Origin of the sequence: Streptomyces shaanxiensis (assembly GCF_039537145.1) — a bacterium.
Lineage (GTDB): Bacteria > Actinomycetota > Actinomycetes > Streptomycetales > Streptomycetaceae > Streptomyces > Streptomyces shaanxiensis.
Window position 1 is genome coordinate 232,655 of sequence record NZ_BAAAZY010000010.1, and the last position, 13,771, is coordinate 246,425.

The following is a 13,771-nucleotide window of genomic DNA, read 5'->3' on the forward strand; positions in this document are numbered from 1 at the left end:
TCAGCCCGTCGCGGCGCCGAACCACCGCGGCAGCGTGCCGAGCAGCTCCTCCTGGTCCTCGCCCACCCACGCCACATGGCCGTCCGGCCGCAGCAGCACCGCGGGGACGTCCAGCTCCTCGCTGACGTCGACGACGTGGTCGACCCGGTCCGTCCAGCCCGCCACCGAGAGCCGGCCGGTCTGGTCGAGCAGCAGCCCGCGCCCGCCGTGCATCAGCGCGTAGAGGTGTCCCCGCTTCAGCTCCACGTCCCGCAGCCGCCTGCCGAGCAGTCGGTGTCCCTCACCGAAGTCGTAGCGGACCCCGATCGCCGTGATCTTCTCGATCAGATACCGGTTCACCTCGTCGAAGTCCATCAGCTCCGACACCAGTCGGCGCACGGCCTGGGGACCCGGCTCGGTGGACATCAGCTGCATCTGCGCGCGTGTGTTGTCCAGCACGTCGGCGGCCACCGGGTGCCGCTCGGTGTGGTAGCTGTCCAGCAGCCCTCCCGGTGCCCAGCCGTTCACCTCGGCGGCCAGCTTCCAGCCGAGGTTGAACGCGTCCTGGATGCCCAGGTTGAGGCCCTGCCCGCCGGTCGGCGGGTGGATGTGCGCCGCGTCGCCCGCCAGCAGCACCCGGTCGACCCGGTAGCGCTCCGCCTGCCGGGTGGCGTCGCCGAAGCGGGACAGCCAGCGCGGTGAGTGCACGCCGAAGTCGGTGCCGGCGACGTTCCGCAGCTGCTGCTTGACCTCGTCGAGGGTCGGCGCGAGCGTGCGGTCCTCGGCCACCCCCTCGGCGGGCACGACGACGCGGAACACTCCCTCCCCGAACGGCACCAGACCGAACCGCTTGTGGGTCTTGCGGACTTCGGCGACCACGGCCGCCACCGTCTCCGGCTCCTCGGCCACCGCCATCTCGCCGATCAGCGTCTCGACCCTGCTCGGCTCGCCGGGGAACCCGACGCCGAGCAGCTTGCGCACCGTACTGCGACCGCCGTCGCAGCCGACGAGGTGGCGCGAGCGCAGCCGGGTGCCGTCGGCCAGCTCGACACTCACTCCCTCGTCGTCCTGGCTCAGCCCGATCAGTTCGCAGCCGCGCCGGATCTCGGCCCCGAGCTCAGTGGCGCGCTCGGCGAGCAGGCGATCGACAACGGGCTGCGGGATGCCGAGGACGTACGAGTGCGCGGTGTCCAGCCGGTCGGGCCATCCCTTGGTGATGCCGGCGAAGAACCCGCCCACCGCGATCTGCCGGCCATGCGCGAGGAACTGCTCCAGCAGACCGCGCTGGGCCATGACTTCGATGCTGCGCACATGCAGACCGAGCGCGCGGACCACCTTGGTCGGCTCCGCCTCCTTCTCCAGCACGACCACCTGCACACCATGCAGCCGAAGCTCGCAGGCCAGCATCAAACCGGTCGGTCCGCCACCGGCAACGATCACGTCGATCATCAGAACCCCCTGTCGTCGAGCGGAGATTCTGCAGTACGAGCAGGGCCTTGCCGCAAGGCCCCCAGTGCGCTATATGTTGAGAGTGGCAAGGAGTCGGTGACCTCCTTGCCTTTCCCTTTTTGCGGACGTCTGCCGAAGACTGTCGATGTGTCAGCCGTCGGCAGGCATCGCGGGAGCGGCGTGGGCCGCCGCCAGTGCGGCCAGTTCCTCCGCGTCGCGTGGACCGGGTGCCGTGTCCTCCAACAGCCCGTGCGCGCGCAGCAGTTGTGTTGCCGCGATGCCCCACGGCAACCGCAGCCCCGCCTGCCGGAGGAGTTCGGTGCGGGACAGCATCGTGGCCGCGGGGCCGGTGCGTACCCCGGACGGGGTGAGGAGGGCCGTCTCGTCGGCCCAGCGCAGGGCCAGGTCGACGTCGTGGGTGGCCATCACGACCGTGGTGCCGGACGCGCGCAGCCCGCCGAGGGTGGCGAGCAGGCGTTCCTGGCCGTCGGGGTCGAGCCCGGCGGTCGGCTCGTCCAGGATCAGCACACGGGGCCGCATCGCCACGGCGCCGGCGATGGCGGTGCGCTTGCGCTGGCCGTACGACAGCAGGTGCGTGGGCCGGTCGGCCAGCGCCGTGATGTCCAGGGCGGCGAGCGCCTCGTCGACCCGCGCCCGTACCTCGGCGTCGGGCAGGCCCAGGTTCAGCGGGCCGAAGGAGACGTCCTGGGCGACGGACGCGGCGAAGAGCTGGTCGTCGGGGTCCTGCACCACCAGCTGGACGGTCGTCCGCAGCCGGGTCAGCCCCTTGCGGTCGTACGCGACCCGCTCACCCTCCACCGTCAGCCGGCCGGAGTCCGGGCGCAGACCGCCACTGAGCAGCCGCATCAGCGTGGTCTTGCCGGTGCCGTTGCGCCCGAGCAGCGCAAGCGCGCGCCCCTCGTGCACGTCGAAGTCGAGGTCGCTGAGGACGAGGGGCCCGTCCTCGTAGGCGTAGGACGCGCCCCGCAGGGCGACCAGGGCGGTGGGCTCGCTCATGGCAGGGCCCTTTCCAGTACGAGGGTGAGGGCGGCCAGCGCTGCGAGGAGGGCGCAACTAGCGGCCGTGAAGCGGACGGAGACGCGGGCCTCGGGCACCAGGACGCGCAGGGTGCCGTCGTAGCCGCGCCCGGCGAGCCCGGCCTGGAGCCGGGTGGCCCGGTCGAAGGCCCGTATGAAGGCGGTGGCGCCGAGGCCGGCCAGTGAACGCCACTCCGCGGCCCGGTCGGTGTGCCCGAGCCGGGCTGCCTGTGCCTCCCGGATGCGGCGGACGGAGTCCAGCAGCAGGAAGCTCATGCGATACGTGACCAGGGCGACGTCCACGACGGGCGCGGGCACCCCGGCCTTCACCAGACGGGGCAGCAGGTCGGACATCGGGGTGGTGAACGCGAACAGCAGCACCCCGAGCGAGGCGGCCGAGGTGCGCAGCAGCAGCTCTCCGGCCCGCAGCCCGCCGTCCTCGGCGAGGGACACGAAGCCCTCGGGCCCGCCGACCTGGACGAGCAGAGTCAGCGCACCGGTCACGCAGAAGCCCAACGGCACACGGTAGGCACGCCACAGCCGCCGCGCGGGCACGCCCGCCGGACCCAGGAGCACGGTCAGGGCGGTGACCAGGATCAGCGCGGCTCCCGGCCAGGGCGGCAGCGAGACGGCGAGCACGGTGAGGCCGAGCCCGAGCACGGCCTTGTCCACGGGGTGACGGCGGCGCCAGCGACTGCTGTGCGCCGCCGCGTCGATCGGCAGCACGCGGGCTCAGGCCCGTTCGGCGGGGGACTCGTCCGGTGTGGCCTCGGTCTCCCGCTGGGCGAGCGCCCGCTGTTCTCCCTGCCGCCGCCCGCGGTGCAGCCCGAAGTAGTAGGCGAGGACACCGGCGCCGAGCGCTGCCTGGAGGGAGAACAGGGCCGACTCGATCTCACCCGACGGCGGCTCGTACAGCGGCGAGAACCAGGGCTCGTAGTCCGGCTTGATCTCGGTGATCGCCGTCTCCGCCTCGCCGTCGGCGCCCGTGAACGGCTCCTCCTTGTGGTCGCCGAGGCCCAGGGCCAGCGGCAGCACGGCGAGGGCGGCCACGACGAGCAGCAGCAGGACGTTGATCTTCGTGTTCTTGCTCATCGGGCCACCGCCTCGGTCTGGGTCGCGGACTGCTTCTTGGTGAGGAGCACGCCCAGCCGGGTCAGTTCCCCCTTGCTGGACTGCACCAGCAGCCGCATCACGAGCACCGTGAGCAGTCCCTCGCTGACCGCGAGCGGGATCTGGGTGATGGCGAAGATGGACCCGAACTTGCCGAGCGCGCCCAGGAATCCGCTGCTCGGGTCGGGGAAGGCGAGCGCCAGCTGGACGCTGGTGACGCAGTAGGTGGACAGGTCGGCGAGGAACGCCCCGAAGAAGACGGCGACCATCAGCGGCACGTCGTAGCGGCGCAGCAGTTTGTAGATCGCGTATCCGGCCCAGGGGCCGACGATCGCCATCGAGAAGACGTTGGCGCCGAGCGTGGTCAGACCGCCGTGCGCGAGCAGCAGCGCCTGGAAGAGCAGGGTGATGGTGCCCAGGACCGCCATGATCGGTGGCCGGAACAGGATGGCGCCGAGCCCCGTGCCGGTGGGATGCGAGCAGCTGCCGGTCACCGAGGGCAGCTTCAGCGCGGACAGGACGAAGGTGAAGGCTCCGGAGGCGCCGAGGAGCAGTGTGCTCTCCGGGTGCTCCCTGACCTCACGGGTGAGTGACCGGACTCCGTGGACTACGAACGGCGCGGACGCGACGCCCCAGGCGACCGCGTGCGCCGGCGGGAGGAAACCCTCGGCTATGTGCATGGCTCAGCAGACCCTCTCCAGCACCTCGTGGATGGTTGACGCGCCTTGGCCGGTCTCCTGGCTGACGGGTACCACCGCCCGTGCTCCGCCTTCCCGGGTCCTAGGACCCAGTGGCTGCCCGTGAGGGCTGGAGCCGGACTTCCCGATTCACAGTGGCGAGGGCCGCACCGGCATCACACCGGATTTCCCGTTCACCAAGGCGTGGTGACAGTAGTGCCCGCACAGGGTGGCTGACAAGCGCGCCTGGGGGGCGTGAAAGTGGCGTTCGTCCCCTTCATGGCGGGTTCCCTCGTCGGCGCGTAACGTGACGGAACATGAAGATCCTCATCAGCGCCGACATGGAGGGCGCCACCGGCGTGACCTGGCCGGGCGACGTGCTGCCGGGGACGCCGCAGTGGGAGCGGTGCCGGGGGATGTTCACCTCGGACGTCGACGCCGCCGTGCTGGGCTTCTTCGACGGGGGCGCCGACTCCGTCCTCATCAACGAGGCCCACTGGAGCATGCGCAATCTGCTGCTCGAACGGCTCGACGAGCGGGCCGAGATGCTCACCGGCCGGCACAAGGCGCTGTCCATGGTCGAGGGCGTGCAGCACGGCGACGTGGACGGCATCGCCTTCGTCGGTTACCACGCGGGCGCCGGGATGGAGGGTGTCCTCGCGCACACCTACCTCGCGAACCAGATCACAGGGGTGTGGCTGAACGACGTACGGGCGAGCGAGGGGCTGCTGAACGCGCACGTCGTCGCCGAGTACGGCGTCCCCGTCGTCCTCGTCACCGGCGACGACGTGGCCTGCGAGGACGCGCTCGGGTACGCGCCCGAGGCGCTGAAGGTCGCCGTCAAGGACCATGTGTCGCGGTACGCGGCCGTGTGCCGAACGCCGGCCAGGACCGCCGCCGACATCCGTGCCGCGGCCAAGGAGGCGGCCGCGCTGGCGGTCCGTCAGCAGCCGGTGAGCGCCGGTCCGTTCACCGTGGCCGTCGAGTTCGACGCCGAGCATCTCGCGATGGCCGCCACCGTGGTCCCCGGCGTCGACCGGATCGGGGAGCGAAAGGTGGCGTACACCAGCGAGCGCATGTACGAGGGAATCCGTACCTTCAAGGCGGTCACCACGATCGTCTCGGCCGCGGTGGAGGAGCAGTATGGCTGACGGGCAGGCGCTGGACGAGGTCGTGACGTTCACCTCCGACCTCATCCGCATCGACACCACCAACCGGGGTGGCGGTGACTGCCGGGAGCGCCCCGCCGCCGAGTACGCCGCCGCACGGCTGGCCGAGGCGGGTCTGGAACCCACCCTGCTGGAGCGCACCGAGGGCCGTACGAACGTCGTCGCCCGCATCGAGGGCACCGACCCGTCGGCGGACGCGCTGCTCGTCCACGGTCACCTGGACGTGGTGCCCGCCCAGGCCGACGAGTGGAGCGTGCACCCCTTCTCCGGGGAGATCCGCGACGGGGTCGTGTGGGGCCGGGGCGCGGTCGACATGAAGAACATGGACGCGATGATCCTGGCCGTCGTCCGGGCCTGGGCCCGCGAGGGCGTCCGGCCCCGCCGGGACGTCGTGATCGCGTTCACCGCCGACGAGGAGGCAAGCGCCGAGGACGGCTCCGGGTTCCTCGCGGACCGGCACGCCGGGCTGTTCGAGGGCTGCACCGAGGGCATCAGCGAGTCCGGCGCGTTCACCTTCCACGACGGCGGCGGGCGGCAGATCTACCCCCTCGCGGCCGGGGAACGCGGCACCGGCTGGCTCAAGCTCACGGCACACGGGCGGGCCGCGCACGGCTCCCGGCCCAACCGGGAGAACGCGGTGACCCGCCTCGCCGCGGCCGTCACGCGGATCGGCGCCCACGAGTGGCCGCTGCGGCTGACGCCGACGGTCCGCGCCGCCCTGACCGAACTCGCCGCGCTGTACGGCCTCGACGCCGGCCTGGACGACGTGGACGGCCTGCTGGAGAAGCTCGGCCCCGCGGCCAAGCTGGTCGAGGCGACCGTCCGCAACAGCGCCAACCCGACCATGCTGGAAGCCGGTTACAAGATCAACGTGATCCCGGGGGAGGCCGTGGCATACGTCGACGGCCGGTATCTGCCTGGCTTCGAGGACGAGTTCCGCGCGACCATCGATGAACTCACCGGGCCGGACGTGGACTGGGAGTTCCACCACCACGAGGTGGCCCTCCAGTCGCCGGTGGACTCGCCGACGTACGCCCGTATGCGGGCCGCCGTCGAGGAGTTCGCGCCCGAGGGGATCGTGGTGCCGTACTGCATGCCGGGCGGCACGGACGCCAAGCAGTTCTCCCGGCTCGGCATCACCGGCTACGGCTTCTCGCCGCTGAGGCTGCCGGAGGGCTACGACTACGGGGCCATGTTCCACGGCGTCGACGAGCGGGTGCCCATCGAGGCACTGCACTTCGGCGTCCGCGTTCTCGACCGTTTTCTGCGCACGGCCTAGGAGAGTTGGGGGAGACAGTGCGGACGCTGGCGTACGGTTCCTGGCCCTCGCCCATCGACGCGGCCATCGCCGCCGCGCACGACGGGCGCCCCGAGTATGTGGGCTTCGTGGGCGACGAGGCGTGGTGGACCGAGCCGCGGCCCACGCAGGGCGGGCGGCGCACGCTGGTGCGGCGGCGGGCCGACCGCTGCGAGGAGTCGGTGCTGCCCGCCGAGTGGAATGTGCGCAGCCGGGTCGTCGAGTACGGCGGACAGCCCTGGGCGGGCGCGATGGTGGACGGCCGGTGGCTCGTCGTCTTCGTCAACTTCGCCGACCAGCGGCTCTACCGGTACGAGGAGGGCGGCGAGCCGCGTCCGCTCACTCCCGTGTCGCCGGTGGGCGGCGGACTGCGCTGGGTGGAGCCGCAGGTGCGGCTCGGACTCGGTGAAGTGTGGTGCGTGCTTGAGGAGTTCACGGGGGCGGGGCCGACCGATGTGCGGCGCGTCCTGGCCGCGGTCCCGCTGGACGGCTCGGCGGCCGAGGACCGGGATGCCGTACGCGAACTCATCGACGACCGGCACCGGTTCGTCACCGGCCCCCGGATCTCGCCCGACGGGCGGCGCGCGGTGTGGCTCGCCTGGGACCATCCGCGGATGCCGTGGGACGGTACGGAACTGCTCGTCGCCGATGTCGGCCCCGACGGCACTTTCGGGCGCCCGCAGACCGTTGCCGGGGGCCCGGAGGAGTCGATCGCGCAGGTCGACTGGTCGGCCGACGGCCGGCTGCTGTACGCGAGCGACCGCAGCGGCTGGTGGAACCTCTACCGGGACGGCGAACCGCTCTGTCCGCGCGAGGAGGAGTTCGGCGGACCGCTGTGGAAGCTCGGCCTGCGCTGGTTCGCGCCGCTGGCGGGCGGGCTGATCGCCGTCGTGCACGGACGTGGCTCGACCGCCCTCGGTGTACTGGATCCCGAGACCGGCGAGATCGTCGACGCGGCCGGCCCCTGGACCGAGTTCGCGCCCACGCTCGCGGTGAACGGGGAGCGTGTGGTGGCCGTGGGCGCGAGCCCCCGCAGCGCCTACGAGGTGGTCGAACTCGACACACGGACCGGCCGGTCCCGGGTGATCGGGGCCGAGCACGACGACGCGGTGGACCCCGCCCACTACCCCGAGCCGCAGATCCGCACCTTCACCGGCCCCGCCGGGCAGAACGTCCACGCGCACATCTACCCGCCCCACAACCCCGGCTGCACGGCCCCCAGCGGTACGCCGCCGCCGTACGTCGTGTGGGCGCACGGCGGCCCCACCGACCGGGCGCCCCTCGTGCTCGACCTGGCCATCGCCTACTTCACCTCGCGTGGCATCGGTGTCGCCGAGGTCAACTACGGCGGCTCCAGCGGGTACGGGCGGGAGTACCGCAACCGGCTGCGCGAGCAGTGGGGCGTGGTGGACGTCGAGGACTGTGCGGCCGTCGCGCTGGCCCTCGCCGACGAGGGCACCGCCGACCGCGACCGGCTCGCCGTCCGGGGCGGCAGCGCGGGCGGCTGGACCGCGGCGGCGTCGCTCACCACGACCGACGTCTACGCCTGCGGCACGATCGTCTATCCCATCCTCGACCTGGCCGGCTGGGGCTCGGGCGAGACCCATGACTTCGAGTCCCGTTACCTGGAGACCCTCGTCGGCCCGCTCGCCGAGGTGCCCGGACGGTACGCGGAGCGCTCGCCCGCCGCGCACGCCGACCGCCTCACCGTGCCCTTCCTGCTGCTGCAGGGCCTGGACGACGTGATCTGCCCGCCCGCGCAGTGCGAGCGGTTCCTTGCCCGCATGGTGGGGCGCCCGGTACCGCACGCCTACATCGCCTTCGAGGGGGAGGGCCACGGGTTCAGGCGGGCGGAGACGATGATCTGCGTCCTGGAGTCCGAACTCTCCCTGTACGCCCAGGTCTTCGGGCTGAACCCGCCCGGGATCCCGAAGCTGGAGCTCACCAAGTGACCGAGCCGGTACGGCCACTCGCGCAGCCGCTCGTACGGCCCCTCGTACGACCGTCCCGGCTCGCCCCCGGCGCCCGCGTGGCCGTCGTCGCGCCCAGCGGGCCCGTGCCCGAGGAGCGGCTCCAGGCCGGGCTCGACGTGCTGCGCGGCTGGGATCTCGACCCGGTGGTGGCCCCGCATGTGCTCGACCGCCACGGCGAGTTGGACTATCTCGCGGGCACGGACGCCGACCGGGCCGCCGACCTCCAGCGCGCCTGGTGCGATCCGTCCGTCGACGCGGTGCTGTGCGCCCGGGGCGGATACGGCGTCCAGCGCATGGTCGACCTGCTCGACTGGGAGGCGATGCGGGCGGCCGGGCCCAAGGTGTTCGTCGGCTTCAGCGACATCACCGTGCTGCACGAGGCGTTCGCCACGCGGCTGGGCCTGGCCACGCTGCACGGGCCGATGGCGGCGGGCATCGACTTCATCAAGAGCGCGCGGGCACAGGAGCACCTGAGAGCCACGCTGTTCGAGCCCGAGTCGGTGCGCACGATCACCTCCGCCGGGTCCGCCCTGGTCCCGGGCAGGGCGCGGGGTGTCACCCTCGGCGGCTGCCTCTGTCTGCTCGCCGCCGAGCTGGGCACCCCGCACGCCCGGACCTCCGCACGCGGCGGCCTGCTGTGCCTGGAGGACGTCGGCGAGGAGACGTATCGGCTCGACCGCTACCTCACCCAACTCCTGCGCGCCGGCTTCCTCGACGGCGTGCGGGGCGTGCTGCTCGGCTCGTGGCAGGAGTGCGAGCCGTACGAGCGGATGCGTGCGCTGCTCCTGGACCGGTTGGGTGGCCTCGGTGTGCCCGTTGTGGAGGAGTTCGGGTTCGGGCACTGTGAAGGTGCGCTGACGATTCCGTTCGGTGTGGGTGCCGAACTCGACGCCGAGGCGGGCACCTTGACTCTCGACGAGCCCGCCCTCGCCTGACCGGCGTTCACTGAATTTCCGTCAAGAAACCTCCGTCACGTCGATTGACCACGCCTGACACGTGTCACACCATGACAACCGGCCAGTACTTACTGGTCGGTATGCAGGGCTGCCCTCAGTGTGGAGGTCTTTGTGTCCCGTCGTGTGCCCAGATCCCGAGCCCCACTCGCTCTCGTCCTCGGCGCCACGCTCACCATCCCCCTCGCCCTCACCGCCCCGGCCGCCGCGGTCGGCCCGTACACCGTCACCGCGCTGAAGTTCACCGTCCAGGCCGGCGGCCGCACCTGCACCGTGGACGCGGACCTGTACCGGCCTGCCGGTGTCGACCGCGCTCACCGCGCACCCGCCGTCCTCGCCACCAACGGCTTCGGCGGCAGCAAGTCCGACGGCTCGACCGACGCCATCGGCAAGGCCTTCGCACAGCGCGGATACGTCTCCCTCATCTACTCCGGGCTCGGCTTCGGCAGGTCCGGCTGCCTGATCTCCCTCGACGACCCCACCATCGACGGCGTCGCCGCCTCACGGCTGATCGACTTCCTCGGCGGAGGGCGCGCCGCCGACGACGGCACGAAGGCCGACTTCGTCACCCTCGACGCCCCCGGCGACCCGCGTGTCGGCATGGCGGGCGGCTCCTACGGCGGGGCGATTCAGCTGGCCACGGCCGCCATCGACCAGCGGGTCGACGCGCTCGTCCCGATGATCACCTGGAACGACCTCGTCCACTCCCTCGACCCGAACAACGCCGCCGGCAGCACGGGCGTGCCCGGCGCCTTCAAATGGCAGTGGGCCAACGGCTTCTACCTCATAGGGGAGGGCCAGCCCCTGCTGGCACCGAACCTCGACCCGTCCCGCATCAACTCCCTCGCCTGCCTGCACTTCGTCACCAAGGCCTGCGACACGATCCGCACCCTCAACTCCGGCCGCTATCCGGCGAAACAGACGGCCGAACTGCTCGCCTACGCCCGCAGTGTCTCGCCGGTGTCGTACCTGAACCGCGTCAAGGCACCCACCCTCCTCGTCCAGGGCCAGGCCGACAGCCTCTTCAACCTCAACGAGGCGACGGCGACGTACAAGACGCTCAAGGCCCAGGGGACGCCGACGAAGATGATCTGGCAGTCCTGGGGCCACAGCGGCGGACTCACCGACCCGGCCACCGGTGAACTCAACCTCGGCCAGGGCAACTTGGAGACCAGCTACGTCGGCCGGCGCATCCTCGCCTGGTTCGACCGCTACCTGCGCAAGCAGAACGTCGACACCGGACCGGCCTTCGCCTACTACCGCGACTGGATCACCGACCCGGGCGGCACCTACGCCACCGCCGACCGGGTCCCCGAGCCCTCCCGGACGCTCTACCTCTCAGGCGACGGCAAACTCGTCGACAACCGGCGGAAGGTGGCGCGCGGCAGCCGCACTTACACCAACTGGCTCGTCCCCACGAGCCATTCGGAGAGCTCGCTGGCCGGGGCCATAGGGATCCCCGACCCGGCGCCGTACGACACCAAGGGCACCTACCTCGGCTGGACCAGCGAGCCGCTCGCCCGCACCACCGACGTGGTGGGGGCGCCCCGGGCCACCCTGAAGGTCGTCTCCCCGAAGGCCGAGCGGACCCAGCACTCCGGGGACGCCGCCGACAAGCTCGTGCTGTTCGCCAAGCTGTACGACGTCGCGCCCGACGGCAGCCAGACGCTGGTGCACCGGCTGGTCGCGCCGGTGCGTGTACCGGACGTCACGCGGTCCTTCACCGTGACGCTGCCGGGGATCGTGCACCGGTACGAGAAGGGGCACCGGCTGCGGTTCGTGATCGCGGCGAGTGACGACGCGTACTTCGGGAACCGGGGGATCAAGCCGGTGACCGTGGCCGGCACACCCGAGGACACGGGGGTGCTGCGGCTCCCGGTGATCGACTGAGGGGCCGCGAGGCCGGCACACCGACCGCTCACCGTGCGTGATCGCGGCTTCGGGAGCATCCTTGTCGTATGACCGCGAAGACGTCGGAGAGCCGCACGAGGGCCGGCGAGAAGCGGGGTGGCCTGGCCGGGGCGATGACCCCTGCCAGGATCACCGTGCTGGTGCTCGTCGCCCTCGCGCTGGTCTTCATCTTCGAGAACACCCGTGAGACCGAGATCCGGCTGCTGGTCCCGCTGGTGACGATGCCGCTGTGGCTGGCGCTGCTGGGCATGGGTGTCATCGGCGCGCTGTTCGGGGCGTACTTCATGCGACGGCGCCGTTAGCGGGTCGTAGGCTGGCGCAATGCCTCACCCCGCGTCCCGTTACCTCGCTGAAGGCCCTCGCGTGGGCATACGTCACTTCACCTACCAGGACGCCGCCGAGTTCACCGCGCGCGCCCGGGACAGCAAGGCACTGCACCACCCGTGGCTCTTCCCGCCGGACAGCGCCGCGGCCTACTCCGCCTACGCCGGGCGGCTGATCGAGGACCCCACCAAGGCGGGGTTCCTGGTCTGCGAGAAGGACGACGGCGGGGACATCGCCGGGTTCATCAACATCAACAACATCGTCGAGGGCGCCTTCCAGAGCGGCGCCCTCGGCTACGGCGCCTTCGCCCACGCTGCCGGGCGCGGCCTGATGCGGGAAGGGCTCGACCTCGTGATCGGCCACGCCTTCGGGCCGCTGCGGCTGCACCGGCTGGAGATCAACGTCCAGCCCGCCAACACCGCCTCGATCGCCCTGGCCCGTGCCTGCGGCTTCCGTCTGGAGGGCTTCTCGCCGAGCATGCTCTTCATCGACGGGGCATGGCGGGACCACGAGCGATGGGCCATCACCGCCGAGATGCGGACTTCCGGTTGATCTTCATCGTGTCGAGGTCGGTGACCGTCGACCTCAGCTCGCCGAAGCCGTAGCCCAGCTCCCGGAGCGCCGTCTCGGCCCGGTCCTCCGCGATCGCGCCGGCCATATCCTCGCCGTCGGCCGCGTCCGAGACCACCACGTAGCGCATCGAGAAGTGCTTGAGCGGGGAGGGCTCGTAGGAGAGCGACCCCTCCTCGGTGAAGCGCATGCTGGTCATGCCGTGCTCGGGGGCCTCGGCGAGCAACCGCGCCCGGGCCTCGTCGGTGAGGCCGTCCCAGGTGCCCCGGACGATCACCCGGTAGGTGTGCTGCTCGCTCATGCTCCCGCTCCCTCGTAATGGCGTTGAGGGCCGACTGTACGTCGGAGAGGATGACTCGCATGCGGAATTTCGTCGTGCTCGACGCCCCTTCCAACCTGGGCCTGCGCCCGCCCGCCCCGGGCACCGTGCCCGGCTGCCACAAGCTCGCCGGTGCGCTGCGTGAGCAGCGGATCGTGCAGCGGCTGCGGGCGCTGGAGGGCGGGGTGGTGGTGCCGCCGCGGTACGACCGAGGGGACTGGAGGGAGGGCGACGGCGTCTTCAACGCCGCCGCTCTCGCCTCCTACACCCGCAAGCTCGCCGACCGCATCGAGCACCATGTGCGCGCCGGGGACTTCCCGGTAGTGCTGGGCGGCGACTGCTCCATCAACCTCGGCGCCGCTCTCGCGCTGCGCCGCATGGGCCGGTACGGGCTCGCCGTGCTGGACGCCTCGCCCGACTTCCGGCATCCGGGGAACTCCGAGCGAAGCGAGATGGGGGTCCCCCCGCCCGAAGGGTGGGGGAGGGTCGGCGCGGCGGGCGGTGAGGAGGTCGCCCTCGCCACCGGGCGGGGGCAGGAGGACCTGACGAACCTGGAGGGACTGAAGCCCTACCTGCGGGACGAGGACGTGCGGTACTTCGGTATCCGGGACTACTTCGAGGAGGACCGGGCCGAGCTCGCCGACCTGAAGATTCCCGTGGTGACCGTGGGGGACCTGCGGGAGTGGGGTGCGGAGGCACTCGCGAGCGTCACCCGGCAGGCCTTCGAGATCCCCCAGCTGGACGGCTTCTGGGTGCATCTGGACGCCGACGTCCTCGACCCGTCCGTCATGCCCGCCGTCGACAGCCCGGACCCGGACGGTCTCACCCCCGACGAACTCGTGGCGCTGCTACGGCCGTTGCTCGCGTCGGGACACTGCGTCGGGCTCAACATCACGATCTACGACCCCGATCTGGACCCGGAGGGAACGGCGGGGGCGCTGCTCACGGACATCGTGGTGTCGGCCCTCGACACCACGAACGACGCGGCCTGACGGATCACGCC

Annotated in this window: 14 protein-coding genes and 1 riboswitch; of the genes, 8 read left to right on the forward strand and 6 right to left on the reverse strand. The window is 71.6% G+C overall.

The annotated features are described in order from the left end of the window. The 5 genes from rox to ABD932_RS15125 form a co-directional block, all read right to left on the reverse strand. Positions 1–1,428 (reverse strand): rifampin monooxygenase, encoded by a 1,428-nt coding sequence (rox, locus tag ABD932_RS15105; RefSeq protein ID WP_345012783.1) that lies wholly within the window; start codon positions 1,426–1,428, stop codon positions 1–3. Positions 1,429–1,578: 150 nt separating this feature from the next. Beyond that, positions 1,579–2,445, reverse strand: a complete 867-nt coding sequence (locus ABD932_RS15110; RefSeq protein ID WP_345012785.1) for an energy-coupling factor ABC transporter ATP-binding protein — start codon at positions 2,443–2,445, stop codon at positions 1,579–1,581. Further along, complete coding sequence (cbiQ, locus tag ABD932_RS15115) at positions 2,442–3,191, reverse strand: cobalt ECF transporter T component CbiQ (protein ID WP_345012787.1); 750 nt, start codon at positions 3,189–3,191, stop codon at positions 2,442–2,444. The genes ABD932_RS15110 and cbiQ overlap by 4 nt, the downstream gene beginning before the upstream one ends. Before the next feature lie 6 nt (positions 3,192–3,197). Then, the gene (locus tag ABD932_RS15120) at positions 3,198–3,557 is read right to left on the reverse strand and encodes an energy-coupling factor ABC transporter substrate-binding protein (RefSeq protein WP_345012789.1); all 360 of its coding nucleotides are present in this window, start codon (positions 3,555–3,557) and stop codon (positions 3,198–3,200) included. Beyond that, on the reverse strand, positions 3,554–4,255 hold the full coding sequence (locus tag ABD932_RS15125) for an energy-coupling factor ABC transporter permease (protein WP_345012792.1): 702 nt from the start codon (positions 4,253–4,255) through the stop codon (positions 3,554–3,556). Before ABD932_RS15125 ends, ABD932_RS15120 begins: the two co-directional genes overlap by 4 nt. Before the next feature lie 30 nt (positions 4,256–4,285). After that, positions 4,286–4,469, reverse strand: a riboswitch (cobalamin riboswitch). A 100-nt stretch (positions 4,470–4,569) separates the two neighbouring features. On the opposite strand from ABD932_RS15125, the gene ABD932_RS15130 reads away from it, so the two are divergent. The 7 genes from ABD932_RS15130 to ABD932_RS15160 all read left to right on the forward strand — a co-directional run bounded on the left by ABD932_RS15130 (position 4,570) and on the right by ABD932_RS15160 (position 12,431). Then, positions 4,570–5,403, forward strand: coding sequence for a M55 family metallopeptidase (locus ABD932_RS15130; protein ID WP_345012794.1), 834 nt, complete (start codon positions 4,570–4,572; stop codon positions 5,401–5,403). After that, a complete protein-coding gene (locus ABD932_RS15135) occupies positions 5,396–6,700 on the forward strand; it encodes a M20/M25/M40 family metallo-hydrolase (RefSeq protein WP_345012796.1) in 1,305 nt (434 codons plus the stop codon). The genes ABD932_RS15130 and ABD932_RS15135 overlap by 8 nt, the downstream gene beginning before the upstream one ends. 5 nt (positions 6,701–6,705) lie before the next feature. Beyond that, positions 6,706–8,670, forward strand: coding sequence for a S9 family peptidase (locus tag ABD932_RS15140; RefSeq protein WP_345012798.1), 1,965 nt, complete (start codon positions 6,706–6,708; stop codon positions 8,668–8,670). Further along, entirely contained in the window at positions 8,667–9,626 is a 960-nt protein-coding gene (locus ABD932_RS15145) for a S66 peptidase family protein (RefSeq protein ID WP_345012800.1), read from the forward strand. Before ABD932_RS15140 ends, ABD932_RS15145 begins: the two co-directional genes overlap by 4 nt. A gap of 144 nt (positions 9,627–9,770) precedes the next feature. Further along, a complete protein-coding gene (locus ABD932_RS15150) occupies positions 9,771–11,534 on the forward strand; it encodes a CocE/NonD family hydrolase (RefSeq protein WP_345012802.1) in 1,764 nt (587 codons plus the stop codon). A 68-nt stretch (positions 11,535–11,602) separates the two neighbouring features. Continuing rightward, positions 11,603–11,857, forward strand: a complete 255-nt coding sequence (locus tag ABD932_RS15155; RefSeq protein WP_175647673.1) for a LapA family protein — start codon at positions 11,603–11,605, stop codon at positions 11,855–11,857. A 19-nt stretch (positions 11,858–11,876) separates the two neighbouring features. Further along, a complete protein-coding gene (locus ABD932_RS15160; protein WP_345012805.1) occupies positions 11,877–12,431 on the forward strand; it encodes a GNAT family N-acetyltransferase in 555 nt (184 codons plus the stop codon). On the opposite strand, the gene ABD932_RS15165 is transcribed toward ABD932_RS15160, so the two are convergent. Beyond that, entirely contained in the window at positions 12,403–12,750 is a 348-nt protein-coding gene (locus ABD932_RS15165) for a DUF6204 family protein (RefSeq protein ID WP_345012807.1), read from the reverse strand. The genes ABD932_RS15160 and ABD932_RS15165 overlap by 29 nt on opposite strands. A 59-nt stretch (positions 12,751–12,809) precedes the next feature. On the opposite strand from ABD932_RS15165, the gene ABD932_RS15170 reads away from it, so the two are divergent. Further along, on the forward strand, positions 12,810–13,760 hold the full coding sequence (locus ABD932_RS15170; RefSeq protein ID WP_345012809.1) for an arginase family protein: 951 nt from the start codon (positions 12,810–12,812) through the stop codon (positions 13,758–13,760). Positions 13,761–13,771: the final 11 nt, after the last annotated feature.

Excerpts from the sequence above, each read along its gene's own strand:
- rox (WP_345012783.1), bottom strand. The coding sequence starts at position 1,428 with ATGATCGACGTGATCGTTGCCGGTGGCGGACCGACCGGTTTGATGCTG.
- ABD932_RS15110 (WP_345012785.1), bottom strand. The coding sequence starts at position 2,445 with ATGAGCGAGCCCACCGCCCTGGTCGCCCTGCGGGGCGCGTCCTACGCC.
- ABD932_RS15120 (WP_345012789.1), bottom strand. The coding sequence starts at position 3,557 with ATGAGCAAGAACACGAAGATCAACGTCCTGCTGCTGCTCGTCGTGGCC.
- ABD932_RS15125 (WP_345012792.1), bottom strand. The coding sequence starts at position 4,255 with ATGCACATAGCCGAGGGTTTCCTCCCGCCGGCGCACGCGGTCGCCTGG.
- ABD932_RS15130 (WP_345012794.1), top strand. The coding sequence starts at position 4,570 with ATGAAGATCCTCATCAGCGCCGACATGGAGGGCGCCACCGGCGTGACC.
- ABD932_RS15135 (WP_345012796.1), top strand. The coding sequence starts at position 5,396 with ATGGCTGACGGGCAGGCGCTGGACGAGGTCGTGACGTTCACCTCCGAC.
- ABD932_RS15155 (WP_175647673.1), top strand. The coding sequence starts at position 11,603 with ATGACCGCGAAGACGTCGGAGAGCCGCACGAGGGCCGGCGAGAAGCGG.
- ABD932_RS15160 (WP_345012805.1), top strand. The coding sequence starts at position 11,877 with ATGCCTCACCCCGCGTCCCGTTACCTCGCTGAAGGCCCTCGCGTGGGC.
- ABD932_RS15165 (WP_345012807.1), bottom strand. The coding sequence starts at position 12,750 with ATGAGCGAGCAGCACACCTACCGGGTGATCGTCCGGGGCACCTGGGAC.
- ABD932_RS15170 (WP_345012809.1), top strand. The coding sequence starts at position 12,810 with ATGCGGAATTTCGTCGTGCTCGACGCCCCTTCCAACCTGGGCCTGCGC.